Here is a 24,110-nt window from a genome sequence, read left to right on the forward strand (position 1 = left end):
TATAAACTCTTCTATTAGCAATAAAACAGAATCCAAAACTGTCAATAATTACAAAATATCCAAAATATCCTCTGTATCCAAGTATGCAGCTTAACAATTAGAAGTTTTCTTAAAAATCGAAATAAAACAAAGAAGCTGCCCTTTTTGGACAGCCTCTTTTATTTTTTTATATTAGGCCTCGCGCCTTTATTTCCAAGTATTTGTTAATAGATTTAATACTCAAATCTTCTGGAGCAGTATAAATCGTCTGCAAACCATTTCGATTTAACTCCTGAATAATCAAGCCTTTCTCGTAAACAAATTTTTCTGCTATAATCTTGTTGTAAATCTCAATAGAAGAATTTGCTTCCTCTCTTGCCATCTGAATAAGTTCCGTATTTTTAAAAACAACAACGACAATTATATGACTCTTTGCCATCATGCGCAAGTAAGACAGCTGGCGATTTAAGGAATCTAAAGTCTCAAAATTACTATACAGGAAGATCAACGACCTTTTATTGATATGTCTACGCATAAATGCATACAAATTCCCGAATTCGGACTCTTCAAAATTTGTATTAATACCATATAGCTTATCTGAAATTAACTTCATCTGCTTATTATTCTTCTCTGGAATAATATGGTTGTCAATTTTCTTTCCGAATGTCAACATACCTGCACGATCTTGCTTCAAAACTGCAGCATTTGATAAGACCAACGTAGAATTAATTGCATAATCCAATAGGGTCATCTCGTTGAAAGGCATACGCATCACTCTGCCAATATCAATAAAAGAATAAATAGGCTGTGACTTTTCTTCCTGATACTGATTGACCATCAGCCTCTTGTGTTTAGCCGAAGCCTTCCAATTCATTTTTTTGTATTCATCACCCTTGACATATTCGCGAATATGATCAAACTCCATTGTACTACCAATTTTTCGAATACGCTTCACTCCCATTTCCACCAAGCGATCCGTCGTTGCCAAAAGTTGGTACTTACGCATTTGAATAAATGATGGATAACAAGGTATTTCGAGATTATCATCCAAAACAAATTTTCGCTCGAAGAGCCCCAAATGACTTACCAACACATTACATTTACCGAATACATATACACCTCGCTTTTTTGGCTGCAATTTATACTCGACCAGATGCTGCTTTCTCGGGATAAGCTCAAGATTGAATTCATTATTACGCTGCTGCAATTCAACAGGAATTTCTTCCAGAACACGTGCATTTACTCTGAATGGAAAAGTACTTGTCAACCCAATACTAAATGGATTTTCATCTCCATTAGATAGCTTGTCTGGGTATTTGCGTTGAATAATAATTTGATGTTTTGGCAAATGCAAAATTGTCAAATCCCAAATACAAACAGCTACCCATACCCAAAGTAGAATCGTAGATATGATGCGTAGTGGTTCTATATAAAAAGACAGCGCAAAGCAGGCTGCTAATAATAACAGTATATAGAAAAACCTATTTGCAATATATAATCTACGTATGTATTTCATTATCTTGGAATTTCAACACTTTCTACTATTTGGTGAACAATATAAGTTGCTGTAAAACCTTCCATCTCCTTTTCAGGTGTTAATTGAATACGATGCGACAAAATAGCATCAGCGACGTACTTGATATCTTCTGGAGTTACGAAATCTCGCCCTTGTATTGCGGCTGAAGCTTTTGATGCCTCCAGAATTGCAATAGAAGCACGAGGAGATGCTCCCAACGACAAATATGGATTTGTACGCGTTTGGATTATAATTTGTGCAATGTAACTAAGAATGTCCTCATGCACGTAAACCAACTTCGTTAAATGCTGAAAATGCACTATCTCATCTACCGAGACAACCTCATGTACTAAATCTTCCTTATTTTTAGCCTTTTGCAGATGATGTTCCTTCAAAATATTAAGCTCCTGCTCCAGTTCAGGGTAGCTTACATCGATCTTAAATAAAAAGCGATCCAATTGCGCTTCAGGCAAACGATATGTCCCTTCGTGCTCTATCGGATTTTGAGTTGCAAATACTATAAATGGATGTGCCATCGGATAGGTTTGTCCATCGACGGTAACTTGATGCTCACTCATACACTCAAATAAAGAAGACTGTGTCTTTGCGGGTGCACGATTAATCTCATCTATGAGAATGATATTACCAAAAATAGGGCCTTTACGAAATTCAAACTCATTGGATTTAATATCCAAAATAGTGGAGCCTGTAACATCTGAAGGCATTAAATCCGGTGTAAATTGTATACGTTTGAAATTACTTCGTATAGCTTTAGCAATTAGTTTTGCGGTTAGCGTCTTTGCTACACCAGGTAACCCCTCAATTAAGGAATGTCCCCCAGCAAGAATTGACAATAACAGCATATTAATAACCCTATCTTGACCTATAATGACTTTTTTCACTTCAGCACGCACCGCCTCCAATTTCTCTTGCAATGCATTAAGATCCACACGGTTTTCAAAGTCTGGTTTATATTTTTCCAAATTTTCTTGTTCCATCATATCAAATTGGCTTTTTGTTTGAACTCTTCAATCTTTTGATTTATTATTTTGACATCATGTATTGATGCCTCTCTTTTATTTCTATACAATTCAACCATACCCAATAGTTGTTTTATTTCCTCCATATTAACACCTGATTTGGAAGACAATTGCTTTATTAATCGATCATCATCCAGCTTCAACGTATCAACCTGATAATTATTCCGAATGTCAAATAAGAAATATTCAATTTTCTTTTGAATAATATTTCCCGGCGAACCATTTTCGTAATAAAGATTTCCTATGGTTTGAGCAAACTCTTTTGACTTGTTGGGTTCTGGTTTTATAACAGGAACTGCTCTTTGTTCTCTCTTTGATTTAAACAACATCAATAAGACTAATCCTATTAACAACAAATACCACGCTTGCGCAAAACCTTGCTTATTTAATATTACGCGCAAAGGTGTACGAGGCTGCTCCCAATTGTATCCATAATCATAAAGCCAGACATCTTTGCTATTAATCACATTAATAACCTTGGAGGCATACTTATAACTATTCTCCTGCAACATGTAATAATTACCAAATACCGCGGGTACCATATGTAAATACAATGCGCCTTTACCATAACTAACCTTTACAAAATTTGGCAGAGCTCTACCCCTACTGTTCAAATGCCCCAATATCGTAGTGGTTTCCGGGTTTAACTTTGAAAAAACAGGAAAACTTGCGACTTTATCAAGGTACAATCTTGATGTATCCCTACCAAGTGTGTAATACACCGAATTTGGAAGTGGACGAAACTTCGCATAGTCTAATAATTCGAAATAAAGTCCAAGCGTATCCAAAAAATTATCAGGAAATGACTTGCCTGAGAGAAACACCTCTCCGCCTCGCTCTACATAATGCAATAATGCATCTGTCTGTTCCTCGTAAAAATCATGGTATTCATAAATATCTATAAGAGCAGAATTTACTTGAGCTAGAGAATCCTCTGTATAAAATAATTCATAATAGGAGTCCCCAGTATCGGTATATTTTCTGTCCTTAGACAATATATTCGGGAGTTCTTCGCGAAATACGTAGGTGCCGAACGGTATTTTTTCTTTGAAAAGGTAGCTTTCACGCCAATCAATAGGTCGCTTTGCACCAGCATCAATCAATACGATCCCCATAAAGACTATCACTATCAATGCAACTCCAAACCAAGTCCCCTTACTCATGACCACCTCCTTTGAAATTCATTAAACTCTTTTGTAATCTCCTCAAATTTTGTTGCATCTATTTCAAAGTCACCAAACCATACGTAATCAAATAAGGATGAACACCTTTTGAAATCCTGTCTAACACCTTCTTGCTTGATTTGATCCATCAATTCCATGTTCGTTTTTGTTTGATCCCATGCAATAATGTTTTTCTTAGCTAGCAATTGAATATTCAGCAATTGCTGATAACGAATAGCTAATGAATAATTGGTCGAGTCTATTGCACTCTTAATATATTCATGAATATCTATATCCAAAAGATTTTTCTCTACAAATGCTAACGTTGATTCTTCATCAACGGATTCTTCTTTCGGATTAATAAGAAATTGTCTTCCAGAGAAGAAAAATTTGTACAATAAAAATACGACAAACACAGCCCCTCCAATCCCTAATAAATTATAAAACCAATCCCCCGGATTAGCATCTATATCTGGAAATAAATCTTTAAAAAACTTATTAATCCAATCATAAATAGAACCCCATACCGAAATTTTATCTGAGATACTTTCTACATATTCGAATTCCTTTGTTTGATACTTACCTATCATTTCGTGATATTCTTGATTTTTTGGCTGATCAAGCGTATCAATACTTCTAATATCCTTGTAATAATCTTTTTTCCAGTACTCGTACTTAGGATGTACAACTTCTTCCGGAATAGATGCAGAATCCGTCATCTCTGATAACGTGTCCTGATGCGCCTTTAAACAATTATGCTGAACACAAAAAAGAAAAAGAATCAACAAATATTTACGCATTCGAGGACCCTCCCAATTTTTCAATTCGTTCAAAAACATCCTCACCATATTGTAATTCTTTCGCCGTTTCGTAAATTATACCATAGCTAATAACCGATAACATATAGTATACAATGAATAATAATACCACGACCAATCCCCCAAACGTTGCCATTGCTCTGCCTAATCCCGATTCGAAAAAATCATTATCAAAACCAATAAAGTTATATGCTATTACAAATGCAATTATCAAGGGCATAATAGTAATAATACTAAGTAGCGCTTGAAATATAAACGAGACAACATAAGACGCTAAGCCATATTCAAATATTTTTTTCTTCAGCATCCTAAAAGACGAGCCAAAGCAATCAATCAATTCTACATAGTTTTCCCGATACAACATGAAAGCTGAAAAAAACCACAACCCAATGATAGCAAATATAATTCCTGAAGCAAATGAACCTACAATAGGTATAAAAGCTGATAATAAAATAGATAACGCCGCAGGAATAGAGATTAAAACACCTACCACAAGCATAGCTATGAAAAACCGCAAATAATAGTAGATATGATTTCGGAATTGAAGCCATATATCCTTTGAAGTGAAAGAAATATTCTTCCTGTTACGTAGTAAAATAAAGTACTCTATAGCAAAGCCAAAAGCAAAAAGTGAGACAAGCATGATCAGTAGAACCAAACTTACGACACTGACCCCCACATTAAAGTAATCAATATTAGTATGGTTAGCATTCATACTCATTTGAGTAGATAAATAATAACCTATTAAAACAACTAAGCAAATAGGAATTACCAATAAGCGAAACAAAACAATTACTAAATGTTTATAAATAACCTTTAATAAGTTGATAAAATCTTGGACAAACTCGCCCAACTTACGCTCGCGCTTAAATTCGAAATCTATTTGTCCCATCCGTAAATTTCTGCCATTTGTTTAGGTTTTAGAATATAGACATACACAATTGCTATGGCGGATAGCAAGATGATGATTGCACACAACCATATTGAAACTTGATAGTATCGTGTTACATATCCTTCTAAAGTACCAGCCACTATAAAAAAAGGAATCGTACTTATTAATACTTTTGACGCATTTTTCACTTGTCTTTTGAACGACTCAAGCCTTGTGTATGATTTTGGAAACAAAATACTATTGCCCATCGCCAAACCACACCCTCCTGCTATTACAATCACAGACAATTCTATCGTGCCATGAATCCAAATCGCAGTCATCGCCTCACCCAACACATCATATTTGTAAAACAAATAATGGAAAATACCCACCATAATCCCATTAGTCATTAGAATATAACCTGTTCCAAGACTAAAAAATATTCCGAATATAAAAGCAAAGAAAGCTACACGAACATTGTTAATGGTAATCGCCAATGCACCACCCCAGTTTGATCCTTGTTGGTAAACGCCTGCTGGATTGCCTTCTCTAATATTCTCTAATGTCATATCCACATAATGGGAGCCCATAATAAACTTGAGAAAACTCTCTTCATAATGGGCGGATATAAAACCTATTACATTAGCCAATAAAAAAATCAATAACGAATAAAGCAGTTGTTTTCTTATTCGCCAAATTGACTCAAAAATTTCATATGTAAAAAAATGCTTAAGTTTATTACTCGAAGATTTTTGATCTTTATATATTAATTGATGAGCACGAATCGACAATTCATTTAGATAATCCTTGGTCTTACTTTGCGGATAAAATGTCTGGGCGTAGGCTAAATCATTGGTCAATTCAATATAGTTAGAAGCTAAAATATCAGGGTCAACATTAATAATATTGATTAAATTATTTTCAATTGACAACCATTTTTCTTTATTTCGTTCAACAAATGAGGCTTCACGCATATTTAAGCATAATTGACTTTAATTCAAATATATGAATAACCTGTTAATAAACACACCTCAAAACGTAAATTTTGAGTACAAATTAGCCTCTGTGGGCTCTCGTATATTAGCATTTGGTATTGACTATGGTATTATGCTGTTGTACGCCTTTCTTGTAGCACTATTTTTTCAAATTACCGACATATTAACGGGTTTAGATTCGTGGGCAACCTGGGGCATATATTCGTTGATGTACTTGCCTATTTTTTTCTACCCACTTTTGTGTGAAACATTTATGAATGGACAAACATTTGGAAAAAAAATACTGAAACTAAAAGTCGTTAAGATTGACGGCACACGTGCTACATTTTACCAATATTTCATTAGATGGGTATCAAATGCTGTAGATATATTTTTAAGCATGGGGGGAATTGGATTAACAAGCATTATACTTTCACAAAAAGGTCAACGTTTAGGTGATATTGCGGCAGATACAACCGTAATTAGTCTTAAAGAAAATTTAAATTTGAAAGAGACAGTATTTGAGGATTTAGCTGTGGAGCACGCAATAGTTTATCCTGAAGTCTATAAAATATCAGACAAGGATATAAATGAAATAAAAGACATCTACAACACGGGCTATCGTCGGAAGAATTATGAAATTATTAAAGCCTTAGCCTCAAAAGTAGAAGTTATGATTGGGAAGAAAGCATCAGAACGCCCAGAAGACTTTGTTGCACAAGTCATTCAGGATCACTACTATTCCTTCAAAGACAATTAATAAGAAAGATGACACTGAAGTCACCATGTACATCTATTATAGGTTATTAGTCTGCGGTTTGAACACAAAACATTTACACTTGTCTGTCTTCTTTTTCACCAATCCTTACTACACCTTTTCCTAAAAAAGTATCAGCACCTTAAGCTCACTATTTTATTTACTTGACAGCTTTATACCAATAGATTTATTTTTTTGGTTGGCTCACCCAAAATCCTAGTAGATATTTTCTTAATTTTGTGTGCGCTTATTATTAAAAAACATAGCATTACAAGATGAACTCAATTGCAGTGGATTATTCTGAATTAGAAGATTCAGACTTATGGCTGTTAATACGTAGGGATGACGAAAAGGCTTATACAACGATTTATAACAGATATCTACCACTATTATACATTTATGTACACAAAAAATTATTAAATAAGCAAGAGTCTCAAGATATTACGCATGAAGTATTGATTTATCTCTGGAAAAATAGGTTGACTATTCCAGAAAACACAAATTTAGCCGCCTACCTATTTGCAGCCGCTAGAAATAAAGCCTTTGATCTTTTCGCTCATCGAAAGGTAGAGGAAAAATATATAACCTCTCTACAAAATTTCATACCCACATATACAGGGACTGATTATCTCTTACGTGAAAATGAAATTAAAAAATTAATAAAAAATGAAATAGAAGCTTTACCTCCTCGTATGCAAGAAATATTTCAATTAAGTAGAAGAGACAAACTTACGAATAAAGAAATTGCAGCCTTATTATCATTATCCACCCACACCGTTGACACACAGATAAAAAGAGCTTTAAAAATCCTTAAAAACAGATTAGGACCTTATTTTTTCTTACTATTTCTATTTTTAGAAAAATAAATTCTATTCGTTGTACCCAGTTCCCCCCATCTATCCCGCTATAGTACTATATACCGTGTAAGATATATAGAAATCCAATAATGATTGATTCTAAATTACTGTTAAAAAAATATAGAGACGGCCAATGTACGCCCGAAGAAATAGACCTTTTACATTCATGGTTTCATGAATTGAATATTTCTGATAATACATCTCTAACAGAAGAAGACTTAAAAGACGCCTTAATTCCAGCCGTTTCATCCAATGAAGATGGAATTAGTGGAAAACAATATTGGAAAAAATTAGCCCTTACTGCGGCAATCGTTGTTCTAATTTCGTTAAGTGCATTATTAGTTTTTCAATATAACAATAACACTTCAGGTGAAGTATTCCCTGCTGACGCTGTAGTGTTAACTCTAGAAGATGGTAAAAAAATTAATTTAAAAGATGTCGAAAAAGAGACATTCGATGAAAAGTTAGGTTTTTCAATTGTGAAAACCGCATCTGGTCGGATACAATACAACTTTGATGTTCAAAACAAGCCTTCTACACATAAAGTTGCCTATCATACTCTTCAAACTCCAATTGGGGAAGTTTTTGAAATAATATTGTCCGACGGGAGTACTGTTGTTTTAAATGCACAATCTACACTCCGATTCCCAACTAGTTTCTTAGGATTGGAGGCTCGTCAAATGGAACTCGTTGGGGAAGCATTTTTTGATGTAAATAAAGAATATATAGACTCAACTAAAACAAGCCGCAAACCATTCATTATAAAATCAAAAGACCAATACGTAGAGGTATTAGGGACTGCGTTTAATATTCATGCCTACCCTAATGAATCGCTTTTCAAAACCACATTAGCACATGGAAAAGTGCGCGTATTTTCTCAAAATAGGAATAACCAAATGGTGATTTCGGCGAGTGGAGATCAAGTAATATTGCAAAATAATCAATTACAAAAAGGAAAAGTAAAGCTAGAAAATGAGCTTGCTTGGAAAAGTGGAAAAATTGTTTTTGAAGATCAAGACATCTACAGTATCATGCGCTCAATAGCGCGGTACTATCCTATTGAGGTAGAATACCTAGCTGATTTCAAAGGGGCCAACTTTGGAGGAGTTATTTCTAAAGATAAATCATTGGAAGACATATTAAAACTTGTTGAAGAAACAGGCGAAATCAAATTTGAAGTATCACAAATCACCAATATTAAGTCTGAAAGGAGGGTAAAAGTAATGAAATAACCATTACCTATACATACATACTGGTAATTCAAAACCAGAAGTGCGGGAACACTTCTGGAGTTGCTTGGGTCCAGTATAATTGAAGCTAAACTTTAAACGTATTTATCAATAAAACCCAAACTAATCAAATGTATGAATTATTGATTAAAAGAGTGTTACACTTACCTGAGTCCACTTTTTTTAAATTTATTTTAATTATGAAATTCATCTTGCTATTTCTATTTACAGCAATGATGCATGTTAGCGCTAATACAATGGCGCAGAAAGTAACATTATCTAAAACCAATGCTAGCTTAAAGCAAATTCTACTTGAGATACAAACACAAACTAATATTGATTTAGTGTATTCTAGTCGTCATTTAGATAAAGCGCATACGGTCTCATTAAATGTAAAAAATAAGCCATTAAAAGATGTGCTTGATATATGTTTTGAGAATCAACCTTTAATTTACTCATTCAACAATGGATCTGTCGTAATTAAAGAACGAGCTATAAAAACGCTTTCGGCAACTGAAAAGATCGTACAAGATTTTGCTCCACTAAAAGGAAAGGTTGTTGACCAAAGCGATAAGCCTATTGCTGGAGCAACGATTACAGTCTATGATTCCGATGTTAAAGTCTCTACAGATAAATCTGGAAACTTCACCATTCAAGTTCCAACATTCAAAAAAACTATAACGCTAGAAGCGACATACCTCGGTAAGAAAAAACGAGCAATTATCATACAAACTGACGATTTAAAATTCATTACTATTCGTTTAGAAGATTTAGTGGATGAAATCAATGAAGTTCAAGTTACCGGTTATCAGCGTATTGATAAGCGCTATTCTACATCAGAAATAAGCACCGTAATGGCTGAGGACGTTCTTGTTCCAGGTATGACAAGTATCGATCAAGCCTTAGAAGGACGTATCCCTGATTTAGTTTTTACAAATAATTCGGGTGAGGTAGGATCGACAGGTCGTATTCGTGTACGTGGAACATCTACTTTATTAGGAAATCGCGAACCTCTTTGGGTATTAGATGGGTTTATCATGAATGACCCCGTAAGAGTGAGCAATGATGAATTGAATGATCCGGATTACATCAATATCGTGGGTAATGCTATTGCGGGTATAAATCCACAAGATATTGAACGAATTGATGTTTTAAAAGATGCTTCAGCCACTGCATTATACGGCACACGTGCTGCCAATGGTGTTGTAGTAGTAACGACTAAGAAGGGTGCTATTGGACCTGCAAGATTTAGCTTCAACCATTCTACGAAGTTAACAGAGCGTCCGCGCTATTCGAATAGAAATATCAATTTGATGAACTCACAGGAAAGAATGTTGTTTGGACAGGATTTAGTCGATCTACATTACCAATTTCCTAATAATATGCCACTAGTTGGTTATGAGGGCGCAATCAACAGGTATTTTAATGGTTTGAATGATTATGAATCTTTTTTAAACGAGGTAAAATGGTATGAATCTGTAAACACAGATTGGTTCGACCTTTTAACGCGTGATGGTATTTCGTTAGATAATACGCTGTCCGTATCGGGAGGAAGTACGAATCAAAGATATTATGCTTCTGTAGGCTACAATCCTGAACAAGGAGTTTCTATAGGTACAAAAACAGATCGTTATACCGCTCGTATCAACTTGGATTTTACACTCAAAGAAAAATTCAAGACCAACATTTCTGTATATGGTAATACACAAAAAAGGAATAATCTAAACCAAGAGATTCAAGCAATTGATTATGCCTATAATACTACAAGGACACTTCCTGCATTCAATGATGATGGGAGTTTGAATTATTATTCAAAGGTAGCATACAATGGTATGAATCAAGGAAATAGAATGTTTAGGTATAACATATTAAATGAGATCAATAATTCTTCGAATACGTACGAAGGAGGCTCATTAGGTGCAAATATCAATATGCGCTATACTTTCATGAGAGGCTTGGATGCATCGGTTTCAGCTAATTATAACTCGAGTACTGCTTTGCAAGAACAATGGTGGGGTGAAGAATCTCACTATGTAGCGCGGCTTAAGAATGCAGAATATGGTGAAGTTCCAAGAACAGGTGAATTAGGTTATAGTGAAATGCCTTATGGTGGATTATTAAATACGACTAATACTCGTCAAGAAGGATACACATTACGTTCACAAATTGACTACAACACTTCATTTGGAGAAGATAATCAACATATGTTCACTGCAATGGGTGGATTTGAGCTCAATGGAAATACAAACAAAAGTATAGCCGACGAAAATAGAGGATTTGTAAAAAGTCGTGGACTACAATTTATTGATCAAATTGATCTCGATGCCTATCCTTACTATGCTACCTGGCTAAATAAAAATCGTCGCAATATTCGTCACGATATTACAAAACAAGTTTCGGGGTATAGTACAGTAGGATATAGCTACAAAAATCATTTTACACTAAATGCGAATGCCCGCGTTGACGCGTCTAACAAATTTGGGTCACGTGCGAATGAAAAGATGCTACCAGTGTGGTCATTCTCCGGAATGCTAAATATGAAACAAGCTTGGTTAGATGAAGTCGAGTTCTTAGACGATTGGCGTTTACGTTCATCAGTAGGTATTCAAGGGAATATGCTTGAGGACCAATCTCCAAATCTTATCATCAAACAGGGTACTGTGAATACGCAATATAATGAAAACATTTCCACGATATCGCGTTATCCAAATCCAAACTTACTGTGGGAAAGCACCACTCAATTCAACTTATCAATGGAAGCATCATTCTTCCGTAATAGATTAAATCTGAGTGGATCATTCTACAGCAAAAAGACGAAAGATTCATTTACAACGGTAAATGTGTCTTCTGTAAATGGAGTTCCAGGCCATAGCTATGTAATGAATGGTGGTGATTTAGAAAATACGGGCTATTCTGTTTCACTTGGTGTGACTCCTGTCAAAACAACAAATTGGTTGTGGAGATTCAATACGTTCTTTAGCGGAAATTATAATAAAGTAAAAACGAATGAAGTCGATGTGTACGCTATTGATGATTATTTAAATGGTACTGCTTTAGTACAGGATCAACCTATAAGTACGTTTTACTCTTACAAATTTATGGGTATAAATCCTGCTAACGGCACACCAATATTTGATGATTACATAGATAAACGTCACTTGCTGGAGAATAAATCATTAGAAGAAGCAGTGATGATGACTATGGTAAATTCTGGACAAAGAGACCCTATTTTCTCTGGCTCATTTGCAAACACAATCAACTATAAACGTTTATCATTAATGATGAATATGACCTATAGCCTAGGAGGAAAAGTACGATTATTTGCAATGTATGACCCAATTATTGGAGGAGTTTCAGCGGAAAAGAATGTAAGAAAAGAATTCGTTGATCGCTGGATGGCACCTGGCGATGAAGCTTTTACAAATATTCCAGCAATCATGAGTCCTTCGAATCCCGAATACATGAATTATATCAGCCATTACTCAAATAATCCTTTGGGTTCTACACCGATGCCAAAATTTGCATCGAATATATGGTCAATGTATGATCGTTCGGATTTACGTGTCGTGTCAGGAAGTTATGTTAAATTGTCGAGTGTGTCGATGCGCTATACGTTTAATGAAAAGCTATTAAAGAAAACACCTTTTTCTAATGCACAGGTAAGCTTTAATACGATTAATCTATTCACTTTATCTGCAAAAGAATTAAGAGGTCAAGATCCTACACAATCAGGATTTGCAACCCCAAATTTATCAGTAAGACCAACTTACACATTGCAGTTTAATGTATCATTTTAAAAATTAGGATTATGAATTGGAAATTATACATAGTTGCCTTATTTCTATTTTCCAGTTGTGGGAAATTCTTAGATGATTATTCACAAGATTTAGTCATTCCAAAATCTGTTCAAGATTTTGACGAAATCCTTTTAGGAAACGGATATTTGCCACGCAAAGAGGTTGCAAACTTAAATGGTGGCGGATTAGGTTGGTTTTTACAGATTCTTGATGATGACAGTAATACGGTACTAGAAGCCACAGCGATTAAAGGGGTAACAGAAATGGAACGCTCTTATTTCGGTTATTTCGCATGGCAGTTTGAAACCGGTCGTACATTTAACGGTTTAGATGTTACTCCAGATAATGGAACTTGGGATGAATTATATCAGCGCATAAATTCTTTAAATATTGTGCTTTCTGAAATAGACAATATGCCTCAAGACCATCAAAATGATCGTGAATCTGCGGCGAGAATTAAAGGTGAAGCTCTATTCTTAAGAGCTCAATTTTATTTGACTTTGGTCAATTTGTATGCTGACGCATATGCCCCAAGTACTGCAGCATCCAAATTAGGTGTGCCTCTTAAATTAACTCCTTTTGTAGAACATGATAATACAAAAGAAAGTCAATTTGAAAGAGCGCCACTAAATTTAGTGTATCAGCAAATAATACAAGACCTAGAACAATCAGTTTCGTCATTCGAACAAACCACCCAAGCTAAACCAACTTACAGAGCTTCGAAAGAGGCCTCTATGCTTCTGTTGAGTAGAGTAAATTTATATATGCAGAATTGGGAAGATTCGGCTAACTGGGGAGAGAAAGTATTGGAATCAAACAATACGCTTTTAAATTATGCCTCTATCGGCACTTCAGATGTAGTAATTAATGAAGAAAACCCAGAAATTATCTTTACACAAAGTGCATTGAATCTTCAAAATGCATTTACGGCACGTGCTGGTGACTTCTGTGTAACGGATGAGCTGTACAGCAGCTATGCAGAAGATGATTACAGAAAAGATCTATTTTTCGAAAAATCTACAATTACGGACAGTGTTGCTATAGCTCGTAAATTCAGAAAAGAAATTCATATCTCAGGTGTATCAGATTTGTTTTTACTACGTACTTCAGAAGTTTATCTGAATATAATAGAAGCATTGGTTATGTCTGATCAATTAAATGAAGCTAATACAATGTTAAATACATTTAGATCTTACCGTATGGCATCTGTTCCAGTGATTGCATCTGATAAGGCCGTTTTATTAGAAGAGATTCGCAACGAACGTCGCAAAGAGCTTTGTTTCGAAGGTCACCGATGGTTTGATTTACGCCGCTATGCTACAATAGAACAATTTGCCTATAAGAAGGATATCATCCATGTATTTAATGCTTATGATTGGAATGATAGAAATAGAGCCGTTAAAACAGTAGTTTACAAATTAAATCAAGATGATTTAGCTTATACTTTTGCCATTCCGAAATCGGTTTTAGAATTCGATAGATCTATGCCGAACAATCCAAGAGAAGGTAGAAAATCTATTTTAGAAATCCCTTTTAATCATTAATTATGAAAAGATTATTAATAATTATTGCTAGCGCATTTGTGCTTGCTAGCTGTCAAAAGGATGAGGAAATCACACCAGTTTTACAATTTGAGAACATCTATGCGATTATAGATAACCCAAATGATTCTGTTCAGCATCGAACTTATAACATATATAAAGAATTTGGTGTACCAGTTTATTTCAATGATACAATTGGACGTGTTCATGTGATGGATGATGTACAAGGAAATCCAATCTACAACTATGAAAAGATAGATTTATCGTGGTCTTTTCACTCTTATAATAAAAACACGTACGAATTTGATTATATGACTGACGATAAGCAAAAGATGAAGGCCTTAGATATTATAGAGACTTACTTAAAGGATGCTAGCCCATCTCTACGCCCGTTTTCATTTTTTGTGACTAATTCCACGCGTATGTATAATCAAGGTGTTTTGTCTACAACATATAGAAACTCAACATTCAACATTGGATTTCGTACGATCTTAATGACAGGAAATTGGACAGCAAAACAGTTAGCCGACCAACCAGGACTTATGAAGCGCCAAATGGTATTAAGTAAGATTACCAATTATGTTGAAGATGTTGCTTTGTTTTCTTCTGTTTCAAAATCTGTCTGGTATGGCGGTCTTGGATGGGAGAAAATTTACGATCCAAAAGGATTACAATTCGTAATTGGATGGAGAGACATGGAAATGCTGTATGACGACTGGTCTGGAGCGAGATGGTATACAGCTGAAGAGCTCGAAATTATGCGCAACAATGCACGCACTGTCGCTGGTAGTTTTGGTTTTATCAAAGGTAACCATACCACTAAAGGTTTAGAAACACCTAGTAATGCTACCTATGATTTACAAGACTATGTGATAGAAACCTTGAAATATTCACCAGAAGAATTTGAGCAGATATGGGGTAAATATCCATTAGTGATGAAAAAGTACGGCATTGTTAGAAACATTATAGAGAACAAATTACTAATAAAACTATAGATCGACAATGAAAAAATTAATAGTTCTAGCGATATCCATTTTTATATTACAGTCATGCAATAAAAAGGATTCTGAGTTGTCTATCAGTAATCCAGATATTACATACGGTGAATTTACGGATGACCGTGACGGGAATACATATAAAACTATAAAAATAGGTGACCAAACTTGGATGTCTGAAAACCTCAGGTATAGACTTCCGAAAGGGAGTTATGAAGGCTGCTACACCTACGGTGAAGCAAACATCGTTTTGACTCAATTGACTGTAAACAGAACGGTATGGGCGGATTCTGTCAAAGCATCTATCGCCAAAGGCGAAATTGTTAATCCTCCTGGATTACCTTTAGCACAACAACCTGTATTTATCTTAACAAATTTGATAAATATGTTTACGCCAAGTGTAATGATTGGTAGAATGGTAGCCTACCCTAATGTGCAAAATGTATTAATACGAATAAACAATAATTTATTAGTACCTGCATCAATCGCACAAGCTGCTCTAAATTTGAAAAATGCTGATAATACGCATAATGACTATAGTAAACGCTATGGTTATATGTATAAGCATGAAGCTACAACTCACATAGCTCCAGAAGGATGGCGACTACCTACTGATGAGGATTGGAAAATTTTGGAAAGTAATTTAGGAATGAGCGCTACAGAATTAGAGGAATTAAATACTTGGCGAGGAGATAAAGCCGATCGTTTCTTAATAAATACCAATCAATCCTCTGGGTTTGATGCGCAGTTAGCGGGTGCTCGAGTATATGGCTCATTTGCTTATGGCACACCTTTTATGAATAAGGACGTTTCTGGTTATTATTGGACATCTACAATTGTGCAAGATACCGATTCCACTGAATTAGGAATCGTGCGCAATTTTATGAGAAATAAGAATGGTGTATGGAGAGGAACTTCAAAAAAAGAAGCTGCTTATCATATCAGATTAATTAAAAATAATTAAACCCTCAAAAATGAGAAAAATCATATTAGGACTATTACTTATAGTTAATAGTATTGTATCCGTTCATTCACAGAGTATGTATGGTGATGAAGTGAAAGTTGATGTGAAGGTAAAATACGTACATTCCTTTGAAGAAGCATTAGCTAAAGCAAAAGCAACAAATAAATTGGTGTTTTTTAACTGTTTTGCAGATTGGGCATTACCTTGTCATGGCATGAATAAGAAAGTTTTCTCTGATCAAGAATTTGCAACATGGTTAGATAATAATTTTGTCACATTCATTACAGATGTTACTAAAGGCCCTGGTATTACATTAGCAGAAAAATATAAGATTCAGACTCAGCCACATTATTTGATACTTGATGCCAATGGCGAAGTAATCCATAGGATAGTTGGTGGTAGCGAAATCCCTGTATTCAAAGAAAGAGTTGCGCAAGCTTTGAGTCCTAAAACATCTCTTATTGGCTTAAAAGCACAATACGCAAAAGGGAAAAGGGATGTAGCATTTTTGAAATTATACTATACGACATTGCGCTACGCAGAAGAAAACAAAGAGGCTCGTTTAATTTTAGATCAAGTATTTGAAAAGTTAAAACCTAAATCATGGTCTAAAAAAGAAAATTGGGATATTTTCACTGCTCAAACAAGAAGTTTTGATGATCTCTATTTTACTTATTTAACGAACAATAAAGATAAATTTATTAAAGAAAATGGCCAAGAAGTAGTTTATAAGCTGATTTCTGATATGTTTACTAAATCTTTTTTTAAGCTGTCATTAAGTAGTCAAGAATATAATGAGCAAAAAATGCTAGAGATGTATTTATTGATGCAAAAACTTGATATAAATAAAGAAGATAAAGCGTACGTTTTTTATAATTTCGCTAAGTTCCGCTCTCAAGGAAATATGGAAGGAATGGTAAATATTTTAAATGCGCACGGTTCTTCGTGGGATCCAAACGTACTCCGCGTGACTGATTTATCTCTGTCTGAGTTTAAAGACTTATCTAACAAAGACGAGAAAATTTTGATTGAGTACTGGCAAAAACGTGCAGATTCATTTAATGGAACTACAAAAAATCATTATCTAACTGCGATAAAAAATCTTTCCGTAAAAACAGGCATTGTTTTCTCAGAATTATCATTTCAAGCTGCATTAGATAAAGCTGCTGCAGAAAATAAATTAGTTTTCTTAGACTGTTATACGACTTGGTGTGGTCCATGTAAATGGCTAGATGCAAACACGTTCAAAGAAAAAGCTGTTGGCGATTATTTCAATAAAAACTTTGTCTCGATTAAAATTGATATGGAAAAGGGTGAGGGTATTGAATTAATGAAAAAATATGAGGTAACTGCTTTTCCTACTCTTTTCCTTTTAGATCCAAAAGGTAATGTAGTGAAGAAAATGATGGGCGCCATGGATGGTACAAGATTACTAAATCAAGTGAAGAATTAAATTGAACTTGTATCTTTAAAAAAAGGGAGAATGTAGCGTTGCTACATACTCCCTTTTGCTTTTATAGCTTATTTTATCTCGTTCGTTACTGTGGCACTAAGACCAAATTCAAAAGATCATTTTTAATGCTGTTATAGCTTACTATTCTGCAACTGAAGCAGAAGATGTTTGTACTTGTCTATCTACTTTCTTTACTAATCCATGTAATACATTACCCGGACCAACTTCTACAAATGCTTCGGCACCATCAGCCAACATATTTTGTACCGTTTGTGTCCAACGCACTGCTCCAGTTAATTGCGCAATTAAGTTTGCTTTGATTTCTTGAGGATCAGTATATGCTTTTGCATCCACATTTTGATAAATAGGACAAACTGGTGATTGGATATCTGTATCTTCTATAGCTGCTTGCAATTCTACTTTTGCAGGCTCCATTAGCGGTGAGTGGAAAGCTCCACCTACGTTTAATTTCAATGCACGTTTTGCTCCTGCTTCAGTCAATAAAGCACAAGCTTTATCTACCCCTTCGATCGATCCAGAAATTACCAATTGACCTGGACAATTGTAGTTCGCTGCCACAACCACCTCTTCCACCTGCGCACAGATTTTTTCAACTGTCTCATCATCCAAACCTAAGATTGCAGCCATCGTAGAAGGTTGTAGTTCACAAGCCTTTTGCATTGCATTCGCACGCTGTGAAACTAATTTTAAGCCATCTTCAAAAGATAATGCGCCTGCAGAAACTAATGCAGAAAACTCACCCAAAGAATGGCCTGCCACCATCGCAGGTTGAAATTTATTACCTAAAGCTTTAGCTAAGATTACCGAATGCAAGAAAATAGCAGGTTGGGTAACATTAGTTTGTTTCAAATCCTCATCCGTACCATTGAACATGATGTCTGTAATGCGGAATCCTAAAATATCGTTAGCTTTTTCGAATAAAGCTTTTGTTTCATCATTAAGATTGTAAAGGTCCTGACCCATTCCTACGAATTGAGCGCCTTGACCTGGGAAAATGTAAGCTGTTTTCATCACGACTTATTTTTCTATGTTAAAGGTTATTATCTAATGGAAAATATTCGGCAAATATAACAAATATGTGGAAAAGCTATTCTTCTTCTGGCACAAAGCTTAAAGATGTCAACTTCGATTCATCAAAATACTGATTTGATAATTCTAATAAGTCCTCCGTTGAGACAACATCAATCTTATCAAAAACGTCTTGCAATGGCACTACTTTTCCGTAATCGATGAGATTTTTTGCTTCCGCAATAATCATACTCATACGCCCCTCTTCCGCTAAGGCAATTTGTCCTTTGAACTTTTGCTTAGCCTGCTTTAATTGATATTCAGATATTGGAGCTTGTTTCAATTTATTCAATTCCTTGAAAACTAAGGCAACAGCCTTTTTCAATTTTTCTTCATCCGTACCCAAATAAATATTGAAATGCCCCGTGTCAGTATACATAGTGAAATTAGATTCTATCGTATAGGCGATTCCATATTTCTCACGGATCCCTAAATTCAAGATAGAACTCATTCCGAAACCACCCAACATATTATTTAACAGCAACATAGCGGTTTTACGATCATCAAAAATACCAAAAGTCTGTACGCCCAACATATAGTGAGCTTGATTGATCGGTTTTTGTACTGTAATGATTTGACCTAAGTTTTCAACTATCTTTACTTCTTGACCTTCTCTCGTATTAGATTTAATCTTCCCGAAAATTTTATTGGAAAATCTCTGAACCTGAGCCAACGAATAGTTTCCTCCGATGGCTATTACAATTTCGTTTGTATCATAATTGCTTTGCATGAAATCAATGACATCTTCTTTTTGCAAAGCTTTCAAATCTTGTTCTAACCCCAAGATATTATGCCCAAGCCCCGTTCCTTTAAATAACAAATCCTCAAAGTCATCCATAATAGACTCTTCAGGACTGTCTAAGTACGAAGCCATCTCATCAAGGATAACACCTTTTTCTTTTTCAATCTCATTCGCAGGAAACGTAGAATGAAATAATACATCTTCGAAAAGATCCAGTGCTCTTTCAAGATGAGGATTCAAAAATGAAGCGTGTAGGCAAGTATATTCTTTGGTAGTGTACGCATTGAGATCGCCCCCCACTTGCTCTAGGCGGTTTAATATTTGATTCGTAGAACGACGCTCGGTACGTTTAAATAATAAATGCTCAATGAAGTGTGCAACACCAAACTTACCTTCCCTCTCATCACGCGCTCCGGCATTGACTATCATACAGGTATGTGTAATCGGAGAATCTTGGTAATGTAATAATATTCTGATACCATTATCCAGCTGGATAAGATTGTATTCCTTCATTCAGTATTAATTTAAACGACTGGCAAATCTACGTAATAAAAACAAAACGGCTGTAAGAACTTACAGCCGTTTTACTTATATAGTATTTTCAAATTACATTCTAGGACGTCTATGTCCTGGGAATTGTTCTTGATTCTGCATTGGGTTAATACCTGAGAATTTTTGCAATTTGAAAGTGAATGTCAACATAAAGTATCTTGCTAAACGATTTGTTTGGCTATCTCTCAAGATTTCACCAACTGTACGATTGATATTTGTCTGTTGATTCAACAAGTCAAATCCTTGGAAACGAATAGTTGCGCGCTGATCTTTCAAGAAACGTTGCTCAATGTAAGAGTTAATAATAAATGGATTCGCATTTGTACGGTATCCAGTATTGAATTCCTTAGAAACATCTGCCCCAAAAATTGTAGTCGGTGTAATATTTACCGAACCAATAATATTTGGTGTAATTTTTTGTGTATTTGCCGCTGCGAAATCTGGTAAAGTAGAGCTTGTCCATGTGTAATTATATCGTACACCAGGGTTTATTTCTAAGTTCTCAGAAGGATTATATCTAAAGAATAACATTTGCGTCAATGTTGTATTATTATTAACGCCTTTATCGAAACCTACAGCTTGTGCATTATTTTGTAAGCTAGCACCCTGATCATCTGTCAAATAAGAAATAGTACGTGAGTAATTTACACCACCACCATACATAATATTGTAGGTTTTCTCTTTAAAGGCCCTTGACCAGTGATAGAAAGAATTAATATTATACACTGGATCAGATTCATTAATGTAACCTATATCTTGTAATAAACCATCGGATCCAGCTCTATAGCGTTTGTTTAATGAGACAATTTTATCTTGGGTCAATTCCGAACGTAACATCGCAAAGAAAGATTTGCCCTTTTGAAAATCGCCCGTTCTGAATCTTACATTCATCGAATGTCTAAATTCTGGGTCAAGACTCGGGTTACCTAAAGTTGTAGTCGTTCTATTTGTACTCACTTCAAAAGGCAATATTTGCGAGATTCCTGGCTCAGCAGAACGTCCAGAATAATTAACTGTAATATTGGATTGACGAGAGAATTTATATTCGAAACGTGCAATTGGAATGATATTAAAGTTAGAGCGATCTATATTTACTGATTCACTCACCGAACGTGCTAAACCTTTAAGTTGAGAAGGTTGTACAGCAGCTCCTAATGAATATTTTACTTTTTCATTTTCGAACATATAGCTTGCGCCAAATCTGTGCGTAGTGAATCCATAGTCATAATTGTAATCAAAGTTTAATTTTTGACCTGGCAATGCACTACCATCTTGATTGAATGCACTTTGCTCATCATCATTATCGTAATCATTGGTATTATAATCGTAAGATAACTCCAATTTACTTTTCTCTGATAATGGTTCTAAATAAGATACAGAAGCTCCTGCGTTCCAGCTTTTGTTCAATGCCTCACGAATAGTTTGTTCGTAAATTTCCCCAATTGCCGTATTTTGATTTGCTGGATCATATGTCAAACGATCTAATACTTGATTAAATTCATTAGTTGTGGAAGCGTTATCATAATTAAAGTTGAAAAATAAATTACGCCCTTTGTCATTTAGTCTTCTATTATATAAACCAGAAAAATTATAGCGTGGACTTGTAGACTTATTATCAGAAGTACGAATCTGATTATAATCCAATATATTATTGTTGTATAAAATAGAATTAGCCGAATTTTCTGTTTTATTATCGTTAAAGCCAATCTGAGGTGTGATCTTGATATAATCTTTATCTGTGATATTCCACTCCAAATTACCTTCAAAACGATGGCTACCTTGGATACTATTGTTATCTGTTGTATCTCCCTCCGTTATATTTTGACCTATATATTCAGTAAAAGAGTTCGACAAGGTATTATTATCATCACGTCCATAAGAATACGAACCATAAGCTTTCAATGTTTCTGAAAAATCATGACGAATATTCACACCAATTGAACCAGTATTCGTAATCCCTTCTGTGCCGCCAAACATACCTCCACCACGACCTCCGCCACCACCTTGACGGCCACGTGCTCCTCCTCCCATCGCATTGAAATCAAATAATGGTGCATTCATATTATTTAAATTTCCCAAAACAGACACCTGAGACTTCTCTTTGAAGCCCATAAACATTCCTGTCGTTTGGTAACGCTCTTCTGTACCACCACCGATGCGTAAAGTTGTCGCGTAACCATTATTATATTTAGGATCAATTTGAATATTCAAAACTTTAGTAGACTCACCAGACTTGTTACCAGTAAGATTTGCCATATCACCAAAATCATCCACAACTTGTATTTTTTGGATAATGTCAGCAGGTAAATTTTGGGTAGCTGTTTTCACATCACCACCAAAAAAATCTTTACCGTTGATACGTACACGAGTCACTTGCTCGCCCTGTGAAGTTACATTACCATCCTTATCTACATCTACACCTTGCAATTTTTTTAATGCGTCTTCTGCCACTGCTCCTTGACGTAATTTCAAATTATCCATGGCGTACTCGACCGTATCACCTTTAACCTGAACAGTTACTACACCATTTACTACCACCTCCTCGATCATGTTCGCAACTGGCGTTAATTCTATCGTAGGAACAAGCATTCGAGATTCACCCTTGGGGTATGTATATTCCTTCTCGTAAGGTTGAAAACCTAGAGTAGTAATCCTGATCTTGAAGATATCAGATTTAACATTATTAAATGTGTAAATCCCTCCCACAGAAGAACTAGTATTCAACGTGTCATTAACAGACACTAATTGAACCGTAGCGCCAGACACTATACGTGATAATGAATCACGCAACAATCCCTGAACTACTTTGTTAGACTGGGCATGTAAATTAAAACCCAGACTTAAAAAAAATACAGCTAAAATCGCTCTATAAAACCTCATAATATTATGTGTGTAACTATTTTTTAAATTCATCTATAATCCAAACATCCGTATCTCCTTTAAATGGATTCTTTAACGTATTTTGTACCATAGGCCTTCCTCTCATAAACTGATAATATGAGGTATTGTTCCTTACATTCGAATTTTGTTGAGCTTTCTTCATAAGCATAAATTGTGTTGAAACACCAACTTGAACAGCTATTTTGTTGCTTTTGACGCCTACCAAATCCAGAGGTATTCGGGCTTCATATCGCAACATCTTTTTATCGATGTATTTGACTTCGGCACGGATATTATAATCATTATCCAATGTTAACAATCCATCTCTCACCTTTCCAAACCCCATTACATAATATCCATTGACATTATTTAAGAACTCATCTGCAATATTTTCAGGTACTAACTCCTCATTATTGATTAGCGCTCTTTTTCTCTCCCTGTCCCAATACGGAAAATAGAATCGAGCACCATCTTTCTTTTTATCATCGTAACTTATATTAATAAAAAAGCCACTACGAAACACCTCGTGCAATAATTGCTCATCCTCAACTTCTATAGCAACAACTAACTCCCCATTATGTTCATTTACCCCAAAACGAAATAAGTCACCATAGGCGGTATGCAATGCATCACCCCATTCTGTTAGATAGCCATCTACTTCAATTGTACTTAGATTTGAAAAAGTATAGTTAACTTTTTTGTTTTTCTGTGCAAATGATAGGTTAGGTAGAATAAAGCATAATAAAATAAAAGAAAGTTTATACATTAGTTTTTCTGCTTATTTTTACAATCTAGTTAGACGGCAAGATACTGACAAGGTTTAACTGTGTTACAAAAAAAACAATTACTTATTGTATAGTCTACAATTTTCTAACTTATCACAGAGAAGTTAC

Annotated in this window: 18 protein-coding genes; 8 read left to right on the plus strand and 10 right to left on the minus strand. The window is 35.0% G+C overall.

The genetic code is table 11. The annotated features are described in order from the left end of the window. Positions 1–166 precede the first annotated feature (166 nt). The 6 genes from IPZ78_RS11995 to IPZ78_RS12020 are packed head-to-tail and all read right to left on the minus strand — an operon-like array spanning position 167 to position 6,361. Positions 167–1,495, minus strand: a complete 1,329-nt coding sequence (locus tag IPZ78_RS11995; RefSeq protein WP_225554019.1) for a DUF58 domain-containing protein — start codon at positions 1,493–1,495, stop codon at positions 167–169. After that, complete coding sequence (locus IPZ78_RS12000) at positions 1,495–2,493, minus strand: AAA family ATPase (protein WP_394371243.1); 999 nt, start codon at positions 2,491–2,493, stop codon at positions 1,495–1,497. Before IPZ78_RS12000 ends, IPZ78_RS11995 begins: the two co-directional genes overlap by 1 nt. Beyond that, a complete protein-coding gene (locus IPZ78_RS12005) occupies positions 2,493–3,698 on the minus strand; it encodes a DUF4350 domain-containing protein (protein ID WP_225554024.1) in 1,206 nt (401 codons plus the stop codon). The genes IPZ78_RS12000 and IPZ78_RS12005 overlap by 1 nt, the downstream gene beginning before the upstream one ends. Further along, positions 3,695–4,522 (minus strand): hypothetical protein, encoded by an 828-nt coding sequence (locus IPZ78_RS12010; protein WP_225554026.1) that lies wholly within the window; start codon positions 4,520–4,522, stop codon positions 3,695–3,697. The genes IPZ78_RS12005 and IPZ78_RS12010 overlap by 4 nt, the downstream gene beginning before the upstream one ends. Next, complete coding sequence (locus tag IPZ78_RS12015; protein WP_225554028.1) at positions 4,491–5,408, minus strand: ABC transporter permease; 918 nt, start codon at positions 5,406–5,408, stop codon at positions 4,491–4,493. Before IPZ78_RS12015 ends, IPZ78_RS12010 begins: the two co-directional genes overlap by 32 nt. Next, complete coding sequence (locus IPZ78_RS12020) at positions 5,396–6,361, minus strand: stage II sporulation protein M (RefSeq protein ID WP_225554030.1); 966 nt, start codon at positions 6,359–6,361, stop codon at positions 5,396–5,398. The genes IPZ78_RS12015 and IPZ78_RS12020 overlap by 13 nt, the downstream gene beginning before the upstream one ends. A gap of 31 nt (positions 6,362–6,392) precedes the next feature. Here IPZ78_RS12020 and IPZ78_RS12025 point away from each other — a divergent pair, with 31 nt between their 5' ends. The 8 genes from IPZ78_RS12025 (at position 6,393) to IPZ78_RS12060 (ending at position 17,954) form a co-directional block, all read left to right on the plus strand. Further along, positions 6,393–7,121: an RDD family protein gene (locus IPZ78_RS12025; RefSeq protein ID WP_225554032.1), complete on the plus strand. Its 729-nt coding sequence runs from the start codon at positions 6,393–6,395 to the stop codon at positions 7,119–7,121. A 272-nt stretch (positions 7,122–7,393) separates the two neighbouring features. Continuing rightward, positions 7,394–7,984 (plus strand): RNA polymerase sigma-70 factor, encoded by a 591-nt coding sequence (locus tag IPZ78_RS12030; RefSeq protein WP_225554033.1) that lies wholly within the window; start codon positions 7,394–7,396, stop codon positions 7,982–7,984. An 80-nt stretch (positions 7,985–8,064) separates the two neighbouring features. Then, entirely contained in the window at positions 8,065–9,207 is a 1,143-nt protein-coding gene (locus IPZ78_RS12035) for a FecR family protein (RefSeq protein ID WP_225554037.1), read from the plus strand. Between the two features lie 197 nt (positions 9,208–9,404). Then, entirely contained in the window at positions 9,405–13,001 is a 3,597-nt protein-coding gene (locus tag IPZ78_RS12040) for a SusC/RagA family TonB-linked outer membrane protein (protein WP_225554040.1), read from the plus strand. 11 nt (positions 13,002–13,012) lie between these two features. Further along, positions 13,013–14,545 carry a RagB/SusD family nutrient uptake outer membrane protein gene (locus IPZ78_RS12045; protein ID WP_225554042.1) on the plus strand — a complete coding sequence of 511 codons (1,533 nt, stop codon included), beginning with the start codon at positions 13,013–13,015 and terminating at the stop codon, positions 14,543–14,545. 2 nt (positions 14,546–14,547) lie between these two features. After that, positions 14,548–15,537, plus strand: coding sequence for a hypothetical protein (locus IPZ78_RS12050; protein ID WP_225554044.1), 990 nt, complete (start codon positions 14,548–14,550; stop codon positions 15,535–15,537). A 7-nt stretch (positions 15,538–15,544) separates the two neighbouring features. Further along, positions 15,545–16,501 carry a fibrobacter succinogenes major paralogous domain-containing protein gene (locus IPZ78_RS12055; RefSeq protein WP_225554046.1) on the plus strand — a complete coding sequence of 319 codons (957 nt, stop codon included), beginning with the start codon at positions 15,545–15,547 and terminating at the stop codon, positions 16,499–16,501. Between the two features lie 10 nt (positions 16,502–16,511). Further along, positions 16,512–17,954, plus strand: a complete 1,443-nt coding sequence (locus IPZ78_RS12060; protein WP_225554048.1) for a thioredoxin family protein — start codon at positions 16,512–16,514, stop codon at positions 17,952–17,954. A 141-nt stretch (positions 17,955–18,095) separates the two neighbouring features. Here the strand turns inward: IPZ78_RS12060 and fabD are convergent, their stop codons facing one another. The 4 genes from fabD to IPZ78_RS12080 all read right to left on the minus strand — a co-directional run bounded on the left by fabD (position 18,096) and on the right by IPZ78_RS12080 (position 23,983). After that, the gene (gene fabD / locus IPZ78_RS12065; RefSeq protein WP_225554050.1) at positions 18,096–18,986 is read right to left on the minus strand and encodes an ACP S-malonyltransferase; all 891 of its coding nucleotides are present in this window, start codon (positions 18,984–18,986) and stop codon (positions 18,096–18,098) included. A gap of 76 nt (positions 18,987–19,062) precedes the next feature. Then, positions 19,063–20,298: a M16 family metallopeptidase gene (locus IPZ78_RS12070; RefSeq protein ID WP_225554052.1), complete on the minus strand. Its 1,236-nt coding sequence runs from the start codon at positions 20,296–20,298 to the stop codon at positions 19,063–19,065. A gap of 93 nt (positions 20,299–20,391) precedes the next feature. After that, positions 20,392–23,217 (minus strand): outer membrane beta-barrel protein, encoded by a 2,826-nt coding sequence (locus IPZ78_RS12075; protein WP_225554054.1) that lies wholly within the window; start codon positions 23,215–23,217, stop codon positions 20,392–20,394. A gap of 16 nt (positions 23,218–23,233) precedes the next feature. Beyond that, positions 23,234–23,983, minus strand: a complete 750-nt coding sequence (locus IPZ78_RS12080) for a hypothetical protein (RefSeq protein WP_225554056.1) — start codon at positions 23,981–23,983, stop codon at positions 23,234–23,236. Positions 23,984–24,110: the final 127 nt, after the last annotated feature.

Origin of the sequence: Sphingobacterium bovistauri (genome assembly GCF_020295405.1) — a bacterium.
In the GTDB taxonomy this organism is placed as follows: Bacteria; Bacteroidota; Bacteroidia; order Sphingobacteriales; family Sphingobacteriaceae; genus Sphingobacterium; species Sphingobacterium bovistauri.

Excerpts from the sequence above, each read along its gene's own strand:
- IPZ78_RS11995 (WP_225554019.1), bottom strand. The coding sequence starts at position 1,495 with ATGAAATACATACGTAGATTATATATTGCAAATAGGTTTTTCTATATA.
- IPZ78_RS12000 (WP_394371243.1), bottom strand. The coding sequence starts at position 2,493 with ATGGAACAAGAAAATTTGGAAAAATATAAACCAGACTTTGAAAACCGT.
- IPZ78_RS12005 (WP_225554024.1), bottom strand. The coding sequence starts at position 3,698 with ATGAGTAAGGGGACTTGGTTTGGAGTTGCATTGATAGTGATAGTCTTT.
- IPZ78_RS12015 (WP_225554028.1), bottom strand. The coding sequence starts at position 5,408 with ATGGGACAAATAGATTTCGAATTTAAGCGCGAGCGTAAGTTGGGCGAG.
- IPZ78_RS12020 (WP_225554030.1), bottom strand. The coding sequence starts at position 6,361 with ATGCGTGAAGCCTCATTTGTTGAACGAAATAAAGAAAAATGGTTGTCA.
- IPZ78_RS12025 (WP_225554032.1), top strand. The coding sequence starts at position 6,393 with ATGAATAACCTGTTAATAAACACACCTCAAAACGTAAATTTTGAGTAC.
- IPZ78_RS12030 (WP_225554033.1), top strand. The coding sequence starts at position 7,394 with ATGAACTCAATTGCAGTGGATTATTCTGAATTAGAAGATTCAGACTTA.
- IPZ78_RS12035 (WP_225554037.1), top strand. The coding sequence starts at position 8,065 with ATGATTGATTCTAAATTACTGTTAAAAAAATATAGAGACGGCCAATGT.
- IPZ78_RS12040 (WP_225554040.1), top strand. The coding sequence starts at position 9,405 with ATGAAATTCATCTTGCTATTTCTATTTACAGCAATGATGCATGTTAGC.
- IPZ78_RS12045 (WP_225554042.1), top strand. The coding sequence starts at position 13,013 with ATGAATTGGAAATTATACATAGTTGCCTTATTTCTATTTTCCAGTTGT.
- IPZ78_RS12050 (WP_225554044.1), top strand. The coding sequence starts at position 14,548 with ATGAAAAGATTATTAATAATTATTGCTAGCGCATTTGTGCTTGCTAGC.
- IPZ78_RS12055 (WP_225554046.1), top strand. The coding sequence starts at position 15,545 with ATGAAAAAATTAATAGTTCTAGCGATATCCATTTTTATATTACAGTCA.
- IPZ78_RS12060 (WP_225554048.1), top strand. The coding sequence starts at position 16,512 with ATGAGAAAAATCATATTAGGACTATTACTTATAGTTAATAGTATTGTA.
- fabD (WP_225554050.1), bottom strand. The coding sequence starts at position 18,986 with ATGAAAACAGCTTACATTTTCCCAGGTCAAGGCGCTCAATTCGTAGGA.
- IPZ78_RS12070 (WP_225554052.1), bottom strand. The coding sequence starts at position 20,298 with ATGAAGGAATACAATCTTATCCAGCTGGATAATGGTATCAGAATATTA.
- IPZ78_RS12075 (WP_225554054.1), bottom strand. The coding sequence starts at position 23,217 with ATGAGGTTTTATAGAGCGATTTTAGCTGTATTTTTTTTAAGTCTGGGT.
- IPZ78_RS12080 (WP_225554056.1), bottom strand. The coding sequence starts at position 23,983 with ATGTATAAACTTTCTTTTATTTTATTATGCTTTATTCTACCTAACCTA.